Origin of the sequence: Xanthomonas sp. WHRI 10204 (assembly GCF_040202875.1) — a bacterium.
Lineage (GTDB): Bacteria > Pseudomonadota > Gammaproteobacteria > Xanthomonadales > Xanthomonadaceae > Xanthomonas.
Genome location: NZ_JBEGDW010000001.1, coordinates 2355389 through 2374564, shown reverse-complemented (window position 1 = coordinate 2374564; position 19176 = coordinate 2355389). Strand labels below are relative to the sequence as shown.

Sequence of the window (19176 nt, the reverse complement as noted above, 5' to 3'; positions counted from 1 at the left end):
ACGGCGCGCCCTACAGTCGAAGGTGACATCGCGGTTGCCGCAGTGCCCTCAGGGCAGCGACACCGGTCGTCTTGTCAGAGCATTGACACGGCGGCGATGGCGGGTGTGTGCCATCGCTCATGACGCAGATCAGGACGCGCGGATGACGGCGCGCCCTACGATGGAAGGTGACATCGCGGTTGCCGCAGTGCCCTCAGGGTAGCGACACCGGTCGTCTTGTCAGGGCATCGATACGATGGCGATGGCGGGTGTGTTCCATCGCCAGGCGATCAGGTCGCCGGTCCCATCACCGGCCATCTGCAGCGTGCTGCACACGCGGCAGTCATCGCGCGCCGCAACGTTTAGGCGGCCCGCCCAAGGCGGGGCGACACCGCCACCTGCAACTGGAACACCGATACCGCATCGCGCAACTGCTGCGCCTGTTCTTCCATCGCGCGTGCGGCGGCAGTGGCTTCTTCCACCAGCGCGGCGTTCTGCTGGGTGGCCTGATCCATCTGCGCCACGGTCTGGCCGACCTGTTCGATGCCTTGCGACTGCTGCAGCGAGGCTTCGCTGATCTCGTGCATGATCGTGGTGACGTTCTGCACCGAATCGACGATCTCCTGCATGGTGCGGCCGGCCTGGCCGACCAGCTGGTTGCCGTGTTCGACCCGGCTGACCGAATCGTCGATCAAGTGCTTGATCTCTTTCGCCGCGCCGGCAGACCGCTGCGCGAGGCTGCGCACTTCCGAGGCCACCACGGCAAAGCCGCGGCCCTGTTCGCCGGCACGCGCGGCTTCCACCGCAGCGTTCAAGGCCAGGATATTGGTCTGGAACGCGATGCCGTCGATCACGCCGATGATGTCGGCGATTTTTCTGGAGGCCGCCTGGATGCCGGCCATGGTGCCGACCACCTGGCCGACCACGTCGCCGCCTTGCGAGGCAACCGCGGCGGCGCCGACCACCAGCTGACTGGCGCGCTTGGCATGCTCGGCGTTGGTGCGCACGGTGGAGGTGAGTTCTTCCATCGAGGCAGCGGTTTCTTCCAGATTGGCAGCCTGCTGCTCGGTACGTTGCGACAGGTCCTGATTGCCGGACGCAATCTCGCTGGCCGCATCGTTGATGGCATCGGTGGAGCGCTGGATGCGCCCGACGATATCGGCCAGCTGCGTCACCGTGGCATTGGCATCGTCGCGCATGCGTGCGAACACACCGTGGAAATCGCCATGCATGCGCGCGGTGAGATCGCCTGCAGCGATCGCCTGCAGCACCTTGGACAGCGATTGCAGGTTGGCGTCGGCGGTGGCCATCAGCTGATTGAGGCTGTCCACCATGGCGCGGAAGTCGTACTGGAAGCGCTGCGCATCGCCGCGCACGCTGAAGTCGCCGCTGGCTGCGGCCTGCGCCAGCAGCTTGATCTCGTTGTTCATCGCCGACAGGTTGGCCTTGACCGTGTCCATGGTGTCGGTGAGCACGGCCTTTTCGCCGGGCAGCCGTTGCATGTCCTGGCTCAAGTCGCCGATGGCGTAGCGCGACATGATCTGCGCCAGCTGCATCTTTACCGCGATATGCGAACCGACCAGGGCGTTGGTATCGCGCACCATGGTGGCGTAAGCGCCGGGGAAGCTGTCTGCGTCCATGCGGTAACTGATCTGGCCGGCGTCGTGGCGCTGCGCCATCTCGCTCTGTGCGGCCAGCACGTGCTGCACCTGCTCCTGCATCCGGCGCATGTTGTCGAGCAGTTGGCCGGTTTCATCGCGGCTGGGCGGCACTATGCGTTCGTCCAGCTCGCCTTGCGCGATGTTGGCAGCCACCGTCGCGGCGCGGCGCACGTTGCGGGTGAGGTTGGACAAGGTGTACCAGCCCAACGCAGCGATCAGCAGCGCGAGCAGCGACAGGCCGGCGACGGCTTGCCACATCGCGTTGCGCGCATCCACCAGGTGGCGTTCGGATTGCCGCTGCAAGGCCTGCAGCGAGGTGCTGCTGAGGTCCTGCATGGCCTGGCCAAGCGTATCGAGTGCGGCATTCCACTGCGTATCGGCCTGCGTATCGCTGCCTTCCAGCGCCGCGCCAAGAGCTTGCAGTGCGGCGTTGGCACGCGTGGCTTCGGCGTTGGCGGCATCGGCCAGGGCAGGGTCGGGCTGTTCCAGCAGGCCCATTGCCTTGTCCAGCTCATGCCGGAAACGCACGTGGTTGCGCTGCAGCTGATTGAGCTGTTCGCGCAGCATGGCGCGCTCGCCACCTGCCTGCGACGGATCGTTGGCCGCATCCAGGCGGGTCAGCGATTCGGTGGCGTCGGGGCTATAGATCAAGGTCGCCACCACCAGGTGGTAGCTTTCGATATACGGGGTGTAGACCAGTTGGCTGTCGTCGCGCAGTGCATCCAGCGCAGCGAAGGCTTGTTCGCTCACGCCGCTATAGCCGCTGGCCGCAGTGGTGGCGACATGGCGCTGCTGCAGAGCGAGCAGTTGTGTCTGGCTGCGTTCGAAGCCGGGCATGGCTGCAGTGGAGGCGAGCAGTTGCTGCAGATCGCGTTCGGCGCGTTGTGCTGCGGCGTCGGCGGCGCTGCCGCTATCGACGTGTGCCGCGTGCAGATCGGTGATCAGGCCCAGCATCTGCCCAAGCGGAGCGTAGCTGCGCAATTCGTTGTTGCTGATGGTGACGCTCTCATTGAGCTTGCCGCTATAGAGCAGCACCGGGATCACCAGGCCGACCAATGCCAGCACACCGATCGCACCGAGTTTTTTGGCAATGGCCAAGTCGTCCCAGCGGCTGGTCCAGCGACGCGGGGCGGGTGAAGTGGTCTGCGGCAACAGCGCGGAAGCAGTGGTCATCGGTGCGTCTCATGGGCGTACGCAGGCTATCGGCCGATACCTGTTATGCCTTGAGCCGGCCGGCATCGCTGCCGACCGGATCCGTTCAGGCAGTTCAGCCCGCTTGCTCAGAACTCCTGCCAGCTACTGTCGTTGCTGGAGGCGGTGACTACCGCACGTGGCTTGGAGGCGGGAGTCCGCCCGGCTGCAGCCACTTTCGCCTTGACCGCCGAACTCACCACTGGTCGCGAGGGCGCGGCACGCACGGGCGGGGCCGCGTAGGTCGCGTCGGTCTTGAACACCGCAACCGCCTCGGTCAGGCCCACCGCCTGTTCTTCCAGCGCACGCGCGGCAGCGGTGGCTTCTTCCACCAGGGCTGCGTTTTGCTGGGTGGTTTCGTCCATCTGGGTGATGGTCTGGTTGACCTGCTCGATGCCGGCTGACTGCTCCTGCGAGGCGGCGGAGATTTCTCCCATGATGTCGGTGACGCGTTGCACGCTGGAGACAACTTCGCTCATGGTCTTGCCGGCGGTGTGCACCAACGCGGAGCCTTCGGCGACGCGCTGCACGGAGTCGTCGATGAGGTCCTTGATCTCCTTGGCCGCCCCCGAGGAACGCTGGGCCAGCGTGCGCACTTCCGAGGCCACCACCGCAAATCCGCGGCCCTGCTCACCGGCACGTGCCGCTTCCACCGCTGCATTCAACGCCAAAATATTGGTCTGGAAGGCGATGCCGTCGATGACCGAGATGATGTCGGCGATCTTCTTGGACGAGGCTTCGATGCCGGACATGGTCTGGACCACCTTGCCGACGACTTCGCCACCTTGCACGGCCACGCTGGCGGCACCGATGGCGAGCTGGTTGGCCTGGCGTGCGCCCTCGGCGTTTTGCTTGACGGTGGAGGTGAGCTCTTCCATCGAGGCCGCGGTTTCTTCCAGGTTGGCGGCCTGTTGTTCGGTACGCTGTGACAGGTCCTGGTTGCCGGCGGCGATTTCGCTGGCGGCGCCCTTGATCGAGATGGCCGAGGTCTTGATGCTGCCGACGATTTCGGCCAACTGCGTAGCGGTGGCATTGGCGTCGTCGCGCATCTGCGCGAACACGCCGCGGAACTCGCCACTCATGCGTGCGGTGAGGTCGCCAGCGGCAATCGCCTGCAGCAGGCCGGACAGCGATTGCAGGTTGCCATCGGCGGTGGACATCAAGGTGTTGAGGCTTTCCACCATCACGCGGAAGTCGTACTGGAACCGCTCGGCGTCGCCACGTGCACTGAAGTCGCCATTGGCGGCAGACTGCGCCAGCTGTTTGATCTCGCTGTTCATTGCGCCCAGGTTGAGCTTGACCTGCGCCATGGCGTCGGTGAACACGGCTTTTTCGCCGGGCAGCTTGTCCATGTCGTCGCTGAGATCGCCGATCGCGTAGCGGCCCATGATCTGCGCCAGGCGCATCTTTACCGCGATATGCGAGCCAACCAACGTGTTGGTGTCATGTGCCATGCGGCCGTAGTCGCCCGGGAAGGCGGATGCATCGATGCGGAAGCTGATCTGGCCATCGTCGTGGCGCTTGGCCATGTCGGTTTGCGCGGCGATCAGGCTGCGCAACTGCTGTTGCATTTTGCTCATTGCCTTGAGCAGGCGAGCGCTTTCGTCATTTGCCTGGGTATCGACGTCGTTATCCAGCTTGCCGCCGGCAATCGACTCGGCGGCGCGAGTGGCGCGGCTGAGTGGCTGGGTCAGGCTACGGGTGATCAGCAAGCCCAACGCGCCGCTGAGCAACACGACGAGCAGAGAGCCGCCGATCAGCATCTTGCGCGAATCGTCCATCGATTTCAGCGCGATCGTCGAAGCGTCCGCGGCCAGCTTGTCCTGCAGCGCGATGTTTTCGGCAATCTTGTTCTGCCATTGCTGTGTGGCTGGACTCGCCTTGTTGAACAGAAGCGGTATGGCATCGCTATCCTTTCCGGCAATCGATAATTGCATGACCTGCTCATTCAGAGCCTTCGCCGCCATGCGGAGATTGTCGATCTGCGTACGTATTGCCTGGTCCTGCGGCGACGCGGGCAGGGCATACAGGGCGTCGCGGGCCTTGCTGTAATCAACGCGCGCCGACTTGATTGCGGCGACGAACTCGTTATTCCGTTCATTGGCATAAGGAAGCGCCAGGTTGCGCACCTGCGTGCCAATGACGAAGTTGGCGTTCATCATGTCGTTGGACAGGCGAATCTTGGTCATGTTCTGGTGCACGATGTCGTCCACCAACGCATGCGCCGAACTCAGGCCGCGATAGCCGATGAAGGCGATGATGCCGGACAGCACGATCAGCACCGCGAATGCGGCCGCCAGGCGAGGGCCGACGTTGTAGCGTTGCAGAAGTGCGTTCATACCGATTCCCAGGAATGTGAGCGAAGGTGCTACGTCGAGACCGGCCGTGTCAGTTGCCATGACCTTGCTAACGCAGTAGCGGCGCGGAGACGTCGAAGCTGAATACCTCTTTATAGAAAAAGCATAACTACGGTCACGAATGTGAGCTGACAGGACAGGAGGTGTCTTGCCAAGTCGCCGATACCGATCTGGGCAAGCTTCGATGTTGATCATTACCAAGCGGACCCTGCCGGAGCACCTGATGCGACGGAGAAATCGCGATGTCCTACGGATGACGCGCAGTTGTCTTGTCGATCATTGAGTGTGCTTTACGACGCATCGTCAGGGCTCTGCGTGGCGAGACGTTTTGATCCGGCCGCGAAGTGCCGGGCATAAAAAAGCCGCGCCTTGAGGGGCGCGGCTGCATGACGGACTGGGCGGCAACGCTGGCAGCGTTGCCGCCGCTGGCTCAGAACTCCTGCCAGCTGGTGTCGTTGCTGGAGGCGGTGACCACTGCGCGTGGCTTGGAGGCGGGAGTCCGCCCGGCTGCAGCCACCTTCGCCTTGACCCCCGAACTCACCACCGGCCGCGAGGGCAGGGCACGCACGGGCGGGGCCGCGTAGGTCGCATCGGTCTTGAACACGGCAACCGCTTCGGTCAGGCCCATCGCCTGTTCTTCCAGCGCACGTGCGGCAGCGGTGGCTTCTTCCACCAGCGCGGCGTTTTGCTGGGTGGTTTCGTCCATCTGGGTGATGGTCTGGTTGACCTGCTCGATGCCGGCCGACTGTTCCTGCGAGGCGGCGGAGATCTCGCCCATGATGTCGGTGACGCGTTGCACGCTGGCAACCACTTCGCTCATGGTCTTGCCGGCGGTGTGCACCAGCGCGGAGCCTTCGGCGACGCGGTGCACGGAGTCGTCGATGAGGTCCTTGATCTCCTTGGCCGCACCCGAGGAACGCTGGGCCAGCGTGCGCACCTCCGAGGCCACCACCGCAAACCCGCGGCCTTGCTCACCGGCACGTGCCGCTTCCACCGCTGCGTTCAACGCCAGGATATTGGTCTGGAAGGCGATGCCGTCGATGACGCTGATGATGTCGGCGATCTTCTTGGACGAGGCTTCGATGCCAGACATGGTCTGGACCACCTTGCCGACCACTTCGCCACCTTGCACCGCCACGCTGGCGGCGCCGATGGCGAGCTGGTTGGCCTGGCGCGCGCCCTCGGCGTTCTGCTTGACGGTGGAGGTGAGCTCTTCCATCGAGGCGGCGGTTTCTTCGAGATTGGCGGCCTGTTGTTCGGTGCGCTGCGACAAGTCCTGGTTGCCGGCGGCGATTTCGCTGGCGGCGCCCTTGATCGAGATCGCCGAGGTCTTGATGCTGCCCACGATTTCGGCCAACTGCGTAGCGGTGGCATTGGCGTCGTCGCGCATCTGCGCGAACACGCCACGGAACTCGCCGCTCATGCGTGCGGTGAGGTCGCCGGCGGCGATCGACTGCAGCAGGCCGGACAGCGATTGCAGGTTGCCATCGGCGGTGGACATCAAGGTGTTGAGGCTCTCCACCATCACGCGGAAATCGTACTGGAAGCGCTCGGCGTCGCCACGTGCACTGAAGTCGCCATTGGCGGCGGACTGCGCCAGCTGTTTGATCTCGCTGTTCATCGCGCCCAGGTTGAGCTTGACCTGCGCCATGGCGTCGGTGAACACGGCTTTTTCGCCGGGCAGCTTGTCCATGTCGTCGCTGAGATCGCCGATCGCGTAGCGGCCCATGATCTGCGCCAGGCGCATCTTTACCGCGATATGCGAGCCAACCAGCGTGTTGGTGTCGTTGGCCATGCGGCCGTAGTCGCCCGGGAAGGCGGACGCATCGATGCGGAAGCTGATCTGCCCATCGTCGTGGCGCTTGGCCATGTCGGTTTGCGCGGCGATCAGGCTGCGCAGCTGCTGTTGCATTTTGCTCATTGCCTTGAGCAGGCGAGCGCTTTCGTCGGAGGCCTGCGTGTCCACATCGTTATCGAGCTTGCCGCCGGCAATCGATTCGGCGGCGCGAGTGGCGCGGCTGAGCGGCTGGGTCAAGCTACGGGTGATCAGCAGGCCCAGCGCGCCACTGAGCAACACCACCAACACGGTGCCGGCCACCAGTAGCTTGCGCGAATCGTCCATCGACTGCAGCGCGAGCGCCGAGGCATCGGTGGCAAGTTTGTCCTGCAGCGCGATGTTCTCGGTAATCTTGTCCTGCCATGCCTGCACGCGTGGTGCAGCCTTGCTGAGCAGCAGTGCCTGCGCCTGCTGCATCTGATTGGCCTTGAGCAGCTGCATCACCTGATCGACAGTTGGCCGTGCTACGCCACGCCGTGCATCGATTTCATTGCCAAGCGCGCGCTCCTGCGGCGAAGAATGCATTGCGCGCAGCTTCTCGCGGGCCTTTGTGTAGGTCTCCCGGTTGAGCAGGATGGTCTCTGCAAAGCGCTTGCTCTGCTCGGCGCTGTTAGGCAATACCAGGTTGCGCATCTGCATCGAGATGATGTAGTTGGCGTTCAACATATCGTTCGATAATCGGATCTTGATCATCTTCTGGTGCACGATGTCGTCCACCAACGTCTGCGCCGAACTCAAGCCGCGATAGCCGATGAAGGCGATGATGCCGGACAGCACGATCAACACCGCGAATGCGGCCGCCAGGCGTGGGCCGACGTTGTAGCGTTGCAGAAGTGCGTTCATACCGATTCCCAGGAATGTGAGCGAAGGTGCTACGTCGAGAGCGGGCCGTGACAGTTGCCATGACCTTGCTAAGGCAGTAGCGGCGCGGGAACGTCGGAGCTGAATGCCTCTATGCAGAAAAAAGCATAACTACGGTCACAAATGTGAGCTGATAGGACAATGCGTGTCTTGCCAAGTCGCCGATACGGATCCAGGCGAGCTCCGATGGCTGTCATCACCAAGCGAGCCCTGCCGGAATGCTTGATGCAGCTGAAAAGCGCGATGTCCTGCGGATGGCTCGCAGTTGTCTTGTCGATCATTGAATGTGCTCTACGACGTATCGTCAGGACACTGCGTAGCCAGACGTTTTGATCCGGCCGCGAAGTGCCGGGCATAAAAAAGCCGCGCCCATTGAGGAGCGCGGTTGCATGACGGACTGGGCGGCAACGCTGCCAGCGTTGCCGCCGCTGGCTTAGAACTCCTGCCAGCTGGTGTCGTTGCTGGAGGCGGTGACCACCGCGCGTGGCTTGGAGGCGGGATTCCTTCCGGCTGCAGCCACCTTCGCCTTGACCGCCGAACTCACCACCGGCCGTGAGGGCGCGGCACGCACGGCCGGGGCCGCGTAGGTCGCATCGGTCTTGAACACGGCAACCGCTTCTGTCAGGCCGACTGCCTGTTCTTCCAGTGCACGTGCGGCGGCAGTGGCTTCTTCCACCAGCGCGGCGTTTTGCTGGGTGGTTTCGTCCATCTGGGTGATGGTCTGGTTGACCTGTTCGATGCCGGCCGACTGTTCCTGCGATGCCGCAGAGATTTCGCCCATGATGTCGGTGACGCGTTGCACGCTGGCAACCACTTCGCTCATGGTCTTGCCGGCGGTGTGCACCAACGCGGAGCCTTCGGCGACGCGGTGCACGGAGTCGTCGATAAGGTCCTTGATCTCCTTGGCCGCACCCGACGAACGCTGGGCCAGCGTGCGCACTTCCGAGGCGACCACGGCAAACCCGCGGCCCTGCTCACCGGCACGTGCCGCTTCCACCGCTGCATTCAAGGCCAGGATATTGGTCTGGAACGCGATGCCGTCGATGACACTGATGATGTCGGCGATCTTCTTGGACGAGGCTTCGATGCCGGACATGGTCTGGACCACCTTGCCGACCACTTCGCCGCCTTGCACCGCCACGCTGGCGGCGCCGATGGCGAGCTGGTTGGCCTGGCGCGCGCCCTCGGCGTTCTGCTTGACGGTGGAGGTGAGCTCTTCCATCGAGGCCGCGGTTTCTTCCAGATTGGCGGCCTGTTGTTCGGTACGCTGCGACAGATCCTGGTTACCGGCAGCGATTTCGCTGGCGGCGCCCTTGATCGAGATGGCCGAGGTCTTGATGCTGCCGACGATCTCGGCCAACTGGGTGGCGGTGGCATTGGCGTCGTCGCGCATCTGCGCGAACACGCCGCGGAACTCGCCACTCATGCGTGCGGTGAGGTCGCCGGCGGCAATCGACTGCAGCAGGCCGGACAGTGATTGCAGGTTGCCATCGGCAGTGGACATCAAGGTGTTGAGGCTGTCCACCATCACACGGAAGTCGTATTGGAAGCGCTCGGCGTCGCCACGGGCACTGAAGTCGCCATTGGCGGCGGACTGCGCCAGCTGTTTGATCTCGCCGTTCATCGCGCCCAGGTTGGCCTTGACCTGCGACATGGTGTCGGTGAACACGGCCTTTTCCCCGGGCAGGCTGCTCATGTCGTCGCTGAGATCGCCGATGGCATAGCGCCCCATGATGCGCGCCAGATCGTTCTGCACGGCCACGTGCGAGGCCACCAGCAGGTTGGTGTCGTTGGCCATGCGGCCGTAGTCGCCCGGGAATGCGGTCGCATCGATACGGAAGCTGATCTGCCCATCGTCGTGGCGCTTGGCCATGTCGGTCTGCGCGGCGATCAGGTTGCGCAGCTGCTGCTGCATCTTGCTCATCGCCTTCAACAAGCGGCCGCTCTCATCGTTGGCCTGTGTATCGACGTCGTTGTCCAGCTTGCCGCCGGCGATGGATTCGGCGGCGCGAGTGGCGCGGCTCAGCGGCTGGGTCAGGCTGCGGGTGATGGTAAACGCCAGCAGGCTGCTGATCAGCAGCACCGCCACGCCCCCGCCAATCAAAAGCGCCCTGCCGCGGCTCATCGCGGCGATGGCCTGCTCGTAGCCCTGTTGGGTCTGTTTTTCTTGCAGTGCGACGTTGTCGTCGATCTTTGCCTGCCAAGCGAGCATGGCAGGGCGCGCTTTTTCGCTCATCAGCATCTGCGCTTCGTCGTTTTTGTTTTGCATTGCCAGGGCCATGACCTGGTCGTTCAGGGCCCTGGAAATTTCGCGCGCAGCGTCAATCTCGTCGCGCAACTTGCGCCCGGCTACGGAGGCTGGAAAAGCTTCCAGCGCCTTGCGTTCGTGTGCATACAGGACGCGCTTCTGCTTGACCGTCTCTGCGGCTTGGTCGTTGAGTTCCTGACTGGTGACCATCGCCAGCGTCCCCATGGCGATGAAGATGTCGGCATTGGCCGAGCGCATGTTGTTGCTCAGTTGAATCTTGACCAGACGTTCCTTGACGATTGTATCTAGTTGCGCGCGTGCTTCGATCATCGTGCTGAGGCCGGAGGCGACCAGCAGGCCGGACAGCAGAATCAGGATCCCAAAGGCCACGCCCAACCGGCGGCCGACGTTGTAGCGTTGCAAGAATGCGTTCATTGACGGGTTTCCGAGGCGTGGCGGGAGTTGTTGCTTGCGACGCAAGCCATGACGATCTCGCCATACCCGTGCCGCTATGCGAGATAACGGCGCAGGTATCTAAGGTCTGAATGGCGGCTATGCAAAAAAAATATGACCGCAGTCACGTAGATGAAAAAAAGAGACATTATTTGACTGTCTCATCCAATTAGAGACATTTTTATCTGTGATAAATGCCCGCGTCCCATGCTGTAAGCGAACTAGACCGTTGATTTGTATAGGCTGTCTGCGATGTCTCGCGTTTGTCTCTGGCCTGACTTGTCATGTCCGGTGACACTGAGGGCGGCGCGATTTGCGCTATGCGCTTACCGGTGGACGCTTGCCACCCGTTGCGCGCAGCTGTGCGGCACGCGCGGCCGTTGGTCAGTCGCGATAAGGCCCTGACTTACGTCTTAAAGCTGGCCGCGGTGCGTATACGCATCCGTTCAAGCGCGGATAGCGCGTGCTGCGGTATCGATGCGTGGTGCTGAGGTGGGGCATGCCGTGCGGGACATCGAGCGCAAGCTGGGCCAAGCGCAAATTTGCGCGTGCGAATGCATTGATCGCATGGGTACTTCAAGCGATTTTTAGGGACGATCAGGTCCTAGCCACGGTGCGCGAAGGGTCGCACTGAAAAATGCTGTGCGTTAGCGCAAAGCTCTAACGAATGCAGCTGGTCGATCAAGGGCGAGAGCACGCGTCAATCGGATCTACGACTCACTAGTTGTGCGATCAGTGGCCATCATCGCGAAGCAGCTGCTGTGCGCGAATTGATCGCCCTGTATTGCCTCTGGTTGCCGTAACGCGGCCCGTTCTTCTCGAACGTGGCGCAGAGCCGATCCTCTCCGCAAGGGGCCAGGTCAGCGCGTGCGACTCGCTCCCAATAATCGATCGACGCGCGAAGCTGCACAAGCTCGTTGCGCTTCTCGTTGATGATGCCAACCGAGTACGCCACTGCACCCAGGCCCAAGGCGCCCGACACCAGCAGGGCGATCGAGGCGATCCACATGCGTCGTGTGGTTGTCGTTTCGAGGGAGTGCTGCGCTTTTGCATAGCGTTGGGTGGCCTGCTGCAGCGTCTGGTCCGCATCGGCCATCTGCTTGGTGAAGCGCGCTGCCGCAGGTTCCAGCGTCTGCGTCAGTGCTTGTTGACTCAGTTGCGTCAGCCGTGGCAACGCGTTCTCCACGACCCGAGTGACACGCTGATCGGCGCTGTTGGCCGCGCTCTGCAGAAGCTGCAATTGCTGGCGCACCAGATCTTCCAGAGCGTGTTCTCGCCGTTGCAGCTGCCCGATCAGTGCTGACATGGCTTGGATCGATTCTTTCATCGCGCGCTCTGACCCGTTGTCTTCGGGCAGCGCTGGGGAATTCTGCATGTCCATCGTGTTCTCTTGAGGGTTCAACGCGCCGAACGCATTCCGGTTATCCGCCACCGCCGCCGCCTCCACCGCCGCCGCCGCCGCCGCCGCCGTCTCCACCACCACCACCGTCACCCTGCGGACCTTGCATCGCCGGTCCGTTGGCGAACTGCGGCAGTGTCATCACCATCACCGGGCCACGGCTGGTCTGCACCTCTGTCGAGACGTCTATGTTCAGTGCCTGGCGCGTGCTCGCCTGTTCCTGAGCTTCCTGCATCGCCTGGGCATCCAGAAATTCATGCCCTTGCTTGGCAAGGGCCTGGCTGTAAGGGCTGTTGGCGACACGTTTCAAGGCCTGTTCGATCGCCAGTTCGTCCTTGCAGTCGATGGCGTACAGCAACTCGTCCACATCCGGATCGCCGGTGATGTTTTTACGCTGGTGCTGCGGCCGATCTTCCTGCTCGCCAGCGGCAAGAGGCTGTGGTGCGGTGTCTGCCGGCGGGGCGCGTGGTGGTCTCAGTCCAGAGGGGCCATCCGGATCGTACCCATCACGCAATTCCAACTCGGTAAACGGCCGCTCACCACGGTCCACGCGCGCCTGCCGCGATTCTGCAACGCGGTTTTCTGTTTCGAGATCCTGTTCGAGCTGGATGCGCAGCTCACGCATGGAGCGCTCTATTTCCTCCCATGAGTCCGGATCGGCGGGCACAGCGGCAGGACGGCCGTGCTTATCTGCCAGGGACGCAGAAAACGGCTCGCGCGCATCGGCTGCGCCCTCGGGTGCGTCGGCGGAGCGGCCAGCGGTCGGCATGTCCAGCGATGGCCCTGTCGCTTGCGCGAGGTGTGCGGACAAGGGCAACGCTACAGGGGGATCTGGTGTTTCCGGTGCTTGAGCCTGTGGCGTACGCGCCTGTTGATCGTCGTGCTGTTCTGCGGCCACTGGCGTGGCGAGCGATGGCGCGGAAGGCACGGTCGCCGCCTGGGCCAGGCGCGCGTCCGCCGGCTGCTCGGGCTGCTGTGCAGGTGCATCTTGCTGCGCTTCCGAGGCTTGCGCCGTCATCGACTGCTGGCCGCTGTGCAGGTCCGCAGCCTGCTGCTGATCTGCCGGTGCTGCCTGCGCGATCGCCGCGCTTTGCGCTGTCTGCTGCTGGACTTCCTGCGTGCGCTCTTCTTGCGCTTGTTGGCTTTGCGTCCGCTGCTGCGCTACGTCGGATGCATGTGCTTGCGCAGGCTCTGCCAGCTGCTCCTGGGGCCGTTGGGCGACGTCATCCGGGATAGACCGCTGCTCGGGCTGGCGTGGCGATGTGTCTTGCGCGTGGAGCGACGACTGCTCGCGCGAGACGGCTTCCTGTGCCGGCTCCTGCTCGCGTTGTAGAGCCGCTTGGGCGTGCAGCGGCTGTTGCTCAGCATGTTGCGCATCCTGCGCGTGCAGGCGTTCTTGCTGGCTCTGCTGGGCGTCCTGTGCCTGGCGTGTTTCCTGCTCGCGCTGCTGTGTTTTCTGGGCTTGCTGCTGCGCTTGTTCGCGCTGTTGGGTGTCGTGCGCCTGCTGCTGGACTTGTTCGCGTTGTTGCGCGTCCTGTACCTGGCGTTCTTGCTGCTCCAGCTGTTGCGACTCTTGCTGGCGAAGCTCCTGCAATGCATGCGCCTGCAGTGACTGGGTGGCCTGCGTCCGGTCCTCGTGCGACACCTGCTCCTGCACGGCGTGCGCGCGTGCCTGTGCCAGCTGCTGGTCTTGCGCTTGGCGGTCCTGCTGTTGCTGTTCCTGACGCGCCTGCGCTGCGCTGGCCGCCTGGACCTGCGCGTGTCCGTCGAGTGCGTGCTGGTTGGAAGGGGACGATGCCGACGTATCCGTGTCTGTCGCGCCATCGGAGGCGCGTGCATTGGTGGCGAACGGCTGCCCCGGTGGGATTGGCGATTGCCGCGCCTGCACTTGCTGCAACGCCTGGCGGATGTCCTCGGTGCTGGTGACCGCTGCGATGCGCTCCACGCCATCGGCACCGCGCTGCAGATGCGCGATCGGGCTATCGGCGCCAAACGTGCCACTTGGGCCGCGCTGCAACTGCAGCGCGCTATCGCCGGTCAGTCCCTCGGTCTCGCGCGTGCGTTGGGTCGCCAGGTCGATCGCTTCGCGCCACTGCGGCTGCAACTCAGTGCCGACGATGCGGTAGCGGTACAGCGTCTGCTCGCCCTGGACGTCCTGCGGCAACTGCCGGATGGCGGCAATCGCCTGCGCCTGCTCGGCCAGTGCCGGTTGCAGCAGTGCGCGCGTGGTCTCCAGCTCCAGCACGCGATTGCCATCGGGTGGCGCGCCGTTGCTGGTCCACTGCCCATCCATGTTGCGGTAGTAGTGCTGGCCGTCTGACGCAGTCAACGCATCCGGGTCGGGCAGCGCCTGCTGCACGGCCGGCGACATCGGCAACCCATCGGCCGCCCAGCCGCTGCGGTGATGTGCCAATTCGTAGCGCGCAGCAATGGCGCCGGGACTGTTGGCGATGTTGCGGGCCATGACGTCCTGCGCTTGCGCTTCCAGTTCGGCTTTGCGGTGCGGCAGGGCAGTCTCCTGCACGTAACTGCCATGATCGTTGGCGCCCGACACATCGGCCTTGACCAGCCGATGCCACTGGCCGTCCGCTGCATCACGCCGCCAGTCGGCGCGGCTCAGGCTGGGACGGTCAGTGGCATTGGCCGGCTGCTGATACGGATCCTGCGGGTCGGGCGCATCTTTCAACGCCAATGCGGCAGCGGCGTTGGTCGCTTGGTAATTGAGTTCGCGCGCCTTTTGGTAGCTGGCAACGATCGGCGTCGCTGTGGGGTTGTCCACGCCATCGTTGGTGGTGTCGGCCTTGCCGTCGCGCGCCCACGCGCGGCCATCGAACGACCACTGCGTGCCCGCGCGATCGGTCTGGGTGTAGATGGCGCGGTTGTCGAGCAACGCGGCGGCCTTCTCGCCAGCGGTACTCACGAAATACGCATCGGCCGCGATCAGCACCATCGGCCCGGCGCCGGAGCTCCCCAGTGCATACGCAGCGGCGGTCCCGCCGGCCCAGCCACCGACGTTGCGGCCAGCGAAGTGCGCCAACTCGGACTGTGCGGCGAGCGGGTTGTCCTGCCCGAGTAAGTGTGTGGCGCGCTGACCGGTTATCACCGTGTCGGCGGCGGTGGCGAGCAGGCCGGCAGTGCGTAGCGCCTGGCCGGCAGATAGATCGCCTGCCAATAGCTCTGCGGTGGCGAAGCCGCGTTGGCCTGGCGGAATGCGTAATGGTCGTGCTGCTTCCTTGCCGAGAATGTTTTCGACCTGCAGGATGCCTTGGTCGGAAAGTGTCAGTCGGCCTGCGGCATGGGCTTGTGCGATGGCTTGGGAAAGTGAATTTCTACCAATCTCTGGATCGCCGCCTTTGGTGAGGTTTGCAGTGGATTGCGACACCTCATCTAAAGTAGTGACTATTCGCTTTTCCGAATGAACAATTGCACGCCAGCCGAGCTCCTCTTGCTGCATCGAATCGATGGCAGTGATTTGGTTGGCATACTTGGTGACGAACTCGGGTTTTTGATCAAAAAACGCATTCACTTCGGGCCGGATAGTATCTACATCCATTCCTGGCGGCGCATTTATATAAATCTCACTATTTGCCAGGCCAACTCTCATGACATCTTGAAATTGACTTATCCTTGCAGTTAGACGCTTGCCGGCTTCTAGATCGCCTTGCTGATAGAATGCATGATAATCTTCAAGGGAACGGTATTCTGCCAGTTCAGCCGCCAATCCTATTTTATAATCGGAAATATGCCTGCCACTATGCGCGGTAATAATAAGACGAGACGCAAAGTCGGGATCGGTCGGCAAATACATCAAGTTCCTTGCCGAATGCATCTCGAAAAGATTCGCTTGGCTAAGCTCTTTGAGCAAGGGATCTGTTTTTAATAAGTTCTGCTCAACGATATGATGATCGCGAAAGTGCGTGAATTGATTGGGCATTTTATTCGCTCATTTCTATACATCAATCCAATCTGCAGAGTCCAGCACCCAAAGTCCGCCGGAATTTTCTCCGGTGGATATTTCGGCTTGCCGAAGCGCATCTAGCATTAATTTGTCTATAAATAAAAATAAACCGGGAGCTGAAAATGGTAATCGGAACGCATGAAATGAAGATGTAACTTCCCTCTTGAATGCGAGGCTGACAGTCCCTCCGAAGTTATACGCCTTGCCATTTATATATTCATTTCCCGTCTTGACTTTCAACTTCGATGCTGATTCATCCACTGCATCTAGCACCCGAACAACATCACACAAAAAGTATGACGGTCCTCGCGAGCCATCAGCTAATCGAAAATCGGTTTCCGCAAATTCAAATGCCTGGGGATCAACTTTCTCGAACACTTGCTTGAGTCGATCGGACACCAACCAATAGCCGCCGAAGCTACCTTCTAGATCCTGAGGTATATCTCCTTCTCTGGGGTCGTATACCAAGCGAGGTGTCTCACGCAACGCAGGAAATCCCCCCTCGGGTGGTCTTAGGCTCCGTTTCGGAGGGGTGAGCAGCTCTTTTTCATTCTCAAACACCACCCCGTGCCCTGGGCCAGGTCTGCGGGAATCCAGTGTTACGGCGAAGAACTCGCTCTTCCTCGGTTTATTCTGGGTAGACACTTTTTTCTCCAAGGCACTGTTTCGATCAAGAGTAGCAAACAAGGCCAATGCGGCAGCAGCGTGGGTGGCCTGGTAGTTGAGTTCGCGCTGAATCGCCCAACCGCACTGAGGCAGAGGCCAGCGCACAGAACCAATAAAAAAGCCGCGCTCCCGAAAGAGCGCGGCTTCGACAGCATCGGCCGGCATGCGACCGATCACGTGGTTTAGAACTCGGCCCAGTCCGATTCGTTGGACGGTGCCGACGCCACGGCGGCGCGCGCGGCGGGCCTTTTAGCAGACGGCTTGCCAAGCGTCTTGGTAGCTGGCTTGCTTGGCGCGGTGGGCCGTTTGGCGGCGATTTGGTGCACGACCGGCGTGGCGCGGGTCTGGGATTCCAGTTCGGCGGACAGACGGAACAGCGCCACCGCTTCGGTGAGCTGCTGCGCCTGATCTTCCATCGAGCGTGCGGCAGCGGTGGCTTCTTCCACCAGCGCAGCGTTCTGCTGAGTGGCTTCGTCCATGTGGGTGACGGTCTGGTTGACCTGCTCGATGCCGGCCGATTGTTCCTGCGAAGCGGCGGAAATCTCGCTCATGATGTCGGTCACGCGCTGCACCGAGGAGACGATTTCGCTCATGGTGGTGCCGGCCTGATGCACCAGTGCCGAGCCTTCGGCCACCTTGCTGACCGAGTCGTCGATCAGGCTCTTGATTTCCTTGGCAGCGCCGGCCGAACGCTGTGCCAGCGTGCGTACTTCCGAGGCGACTACGGCAAACCCGCGGCCCTGTTCGCCGGCACGTGCGGCTTCCACTGCGGCATTCAACGCCAGGATATTGGTCTGGAAGGCGATGCCATCGATGACGCTGATGATCTCGGCGATCTTCTTGGACGAGGTCTCGATGCCGGACATGGTGGTGACCACCTGGCCGACCACGCTGCCGCCATGTGAGGCGACGCCAGCCGCGCCGATCGCAAGCTGGTTGGCCTGGCGCGCGTGTTCGGCGTTCTGCTTGACGGTAGAGGTGAGTTCTTCCATCGAGGCAGCGGTTTCTTCGAGATTGGCCGCTTGCTGCTCGGTACGCTGCGACAGATCCTGATTGCCCGCAGCAATCTCGCCGGCGGCGGTATTGATGGTCAGGGTGGAGTGCTTGATGCGGCCGACGATATCGGTCAACCGCTGTGTGGTGGCATTGGCATCGTCACGCAGGCGCGCGAACACGCCGTGGAATTCGCCGTCCATGCGTGCGGTCAGGTCGCCATCGGCCACCGCGCCGAGCAGCTGCGACAGCTTGCCCAGGTTGCGATCGCTGACTTCCATCATCGAGTTCAAGTCCGCCACCATCACCGCAAAGTCGTACTTGAAGCGGGCTGCATCGCCGCGGGCGCTGAAGTCGCCCGCCGCTGCCGCCTGCGCCAACTGCTTGATCTCGGTGTTGATCGACAACAGGCTGGCCTTGGCCGCATCCATCGCTTCGTGCAGGATCGCGCGGCTTGCCGGCAACCGTCGTGCGTCCTGGGTCAGGTCACCCTGTGCGTACTGGTTGAGGATGTGCACCGAGTCGGTGATGGCGTCCAGGTGTTCGAAAATCATCGTGTTGATGCCGCCGGCCAGGGTGCCGTAAACGCCGGGGAAATCTTCCGGCATGCGGTGGGTGATGTCTTCGGCCGCATGCAGGTGCGACATGCGTGCGGTCTCGTCGGAGAAGCGGCGCAGCATCTGGGTCATGCGGCCGGTGGACTCGAGCATCTGGCCGATTTCGTCGTTGCTTGTCTTGCTGACCTGCACGCTCAGATCGCCGCGCGACACCGCCTGGATGGCGCCCAGTGCCTTGGACAACGGGTTGGTGATGCTGCGTGCGATCAACCAGCCGAAGGTGATCGACAGCGCGGCCATCAACAAGGTGCCCAGCAGCAGCACCGCGCTGGTGAACTTGAACGAGGTGGCGCTGGCCGCGACCATATCGCTCAGCGCCTTGGACTGCTGCGCATACATCTTGTCGACCGAGGCGAACAGTTCCTTGCGAATCTCGCCGGACTGCTTGCGCGAAAATTCCATCGCCGCAGCGCGGTCGGGGTCTGCGTACAACGTCCGCAGCTTCACGTTGGCGGCGAAGTAGCGCGTGCTGGCATCGGCCAACTTGGCGTATTCGGCCTTTAATGCAGAATCCGGCCCGATCTTGGCGTCCAGCGTCTTTTGCGTTTCCGCATACTTGGCCTGGATTTCGTCCATGCGCTTGAAGAAATACGCATAGCGTTCCGGGTCGTCCAGATTGACGAACTGGCCAACTTCATAGACGCGGAATTCGCCGGCGAAACCACGTAGCTCCGACAACTTGCTAAGCACCGGCACCACATCCTCGTTGATGAGTGCGGTCTGCTGCTGCATCTGCTTCATGCGCGAAAAGCCCAAGCCACCGAGCAGGGCGGTGAGCACGGCACTGAGGCAGAACGCAAACATCAGCTTGCGGCGAATAGGCCAATCGTTGAACTTGTTCATCATGTAACTCCGGGGCGTAGCATTGCGCTGCTGTCTTGCACGCTAGCGGCCCGGAGCGATGATTCTTTATCTCTGAACGATGACCCAGACTGTTCCAGGCCCGGCTATATGCG

7 protein-coding genes and 1 pseudogene are annotated in these 19176 nt (G+C 62.4%); all 8 read right to left on the bottom strand.

Annotated elements, in window-relative coordinates; genetic code table 11:
* Positions 1-341: 341 nt before the first annotated feature.
* The 8 genes and pseudogenes from ABQZ00_RS10300 to ABQZ00_RS10265 all read right to left on the bottom strand — a co-directional run bounded on the left by ABQZ00_RS10300 (position 342) and on the right by ABQZ00_RS10265 (position 19063).
* The gene (locus ABQZ00_RS10300) at positions 342-2813 is read right to left on the bottom strand and encodes a methyl-accepting chemotaxis protein (protein WP_323539306.1); all 2472 of its coding nucleotides are present in this window, start codon (positions 2811-2813) and stop codon (positions 342-344) included.
* Positions 2814-2920: 107 nt separating this feature from the next.
* The gene (locus tag ABQZ00_RS10295) at positions 2921-5170 is read right to left on the bottom strand and encodes a methyl-accepting chemotaxis protein (RefSeq protein ID WP_323539307.1); all 2250 of its coding nucleotides are present in this window, start codon (positions 5168-5170) and stop codon (positions 2921-2923) included.
* A 448-nt stretch (positions 5171-5618) separates the two neighbouring features.
* Entirely contained in the window at positions 5619-7868 is a 2250-nt protein-coding gene (locus ABQZ00_RS10290) for a methyl-accepting chemotaxis protein (RefSeq protein ID WP_323539308.1), read from the bottom strand.
* A gap of 451 nt (positions 7869-8319) precedes the next feature.
* Positions 8320-10569 carry a methyl-accepting chemotaxis protein gene (locus ABQZ00_RS10285; RefSeq protein WP_323539309.1) on the bottom strand — a complete coding sequence of 750 codons (2250 nt, stop codon included), beginning with the start codon at positions 10567-10569 and terminating at the stop codon, positions 8320-8322.
* Positions 10570-11329: 760 nt separating this feature from the next.
* Positions 11330-12079, bottom strand: a complete 750-nt coding sequence (locus ABQZ00_RS10280; RefSeq protein WP_503064258.1) for a hypothetical protein — start codon at positions 12077-12079, stop codon at positions 11330-11332.
* Positions 12009-15194, bottom strand: a pseudogene (locus ABQZ00_RS10275) (hypothetical protein); the annotation flags it as partial. The pseudogene ABQZ00_RS10275 and the gene ABQZ00_RS10280, both read right to left, overlap by 71 nt.
* 741 nt (positions 15195-15935) lie before the next feature.
* Complete coding sequence (locus ABQZ00_RS10270; RefSeq protein ID WP_323539336.1) at positions 15936-16601, bottom strand: DUF1629 domain-containing protein; 666 nt, start codon at positions 16599-16601, stop codon at positions 15936-15938.
* A gap of 191 nt (positions 16602-16792) precedes the next feature.
* A complete protein-coding gene (locus tag ABQZ00_RS10265; RefSeq protein ID WP_323539311.1) occupies positions 16793-19063 on the bottom strand; it encodes a methyl-accepting chemotaxis protein in 2271 nt (756 codons plus the stop codon).
* Between the last annotated feature and the right edge of the window lie 113 nt (positions 19064-19176).

Coding starts and splice junctions, on each gene's coding strand:
- ABQZ00_RS10285 (WP_323539309.1), bottom strand. CDS start 10,569: ATGAACGCATTCTTGCAACGCTACAACGTCGGCCGCCGGTTGGGCGTG.
- ABQZ00_RS10290 (WP_323539308.1), bottom strand. CDS start 7,868: ATGAACGCACTTCTGCAACGCTACAACGTCGGCCCACGCCTGGCGGCC.
- ABQZ00_RS10295 (WP_323539307.1), bottom strand. CDS start 5,170: ATGAACGCACTTCTGCAACGCTACAACGTCGGCCCTCGCCTGGCGGCC.
- ABQZ00_RS10265 (WP_323539311.1), bottom strand. CDS start 19,063: ATGAACAAGTTCAACGATTGGCCTATTCGCCGCAAGCTGATGTTTGCG.
- ABQZ00_RS10300 (WP_323539306.1), bottom strand. CDS start 2,813: ATGACCACTGCTTCCGCGCTGTTGCCGCAGACCACTTCACCCGCCCCG.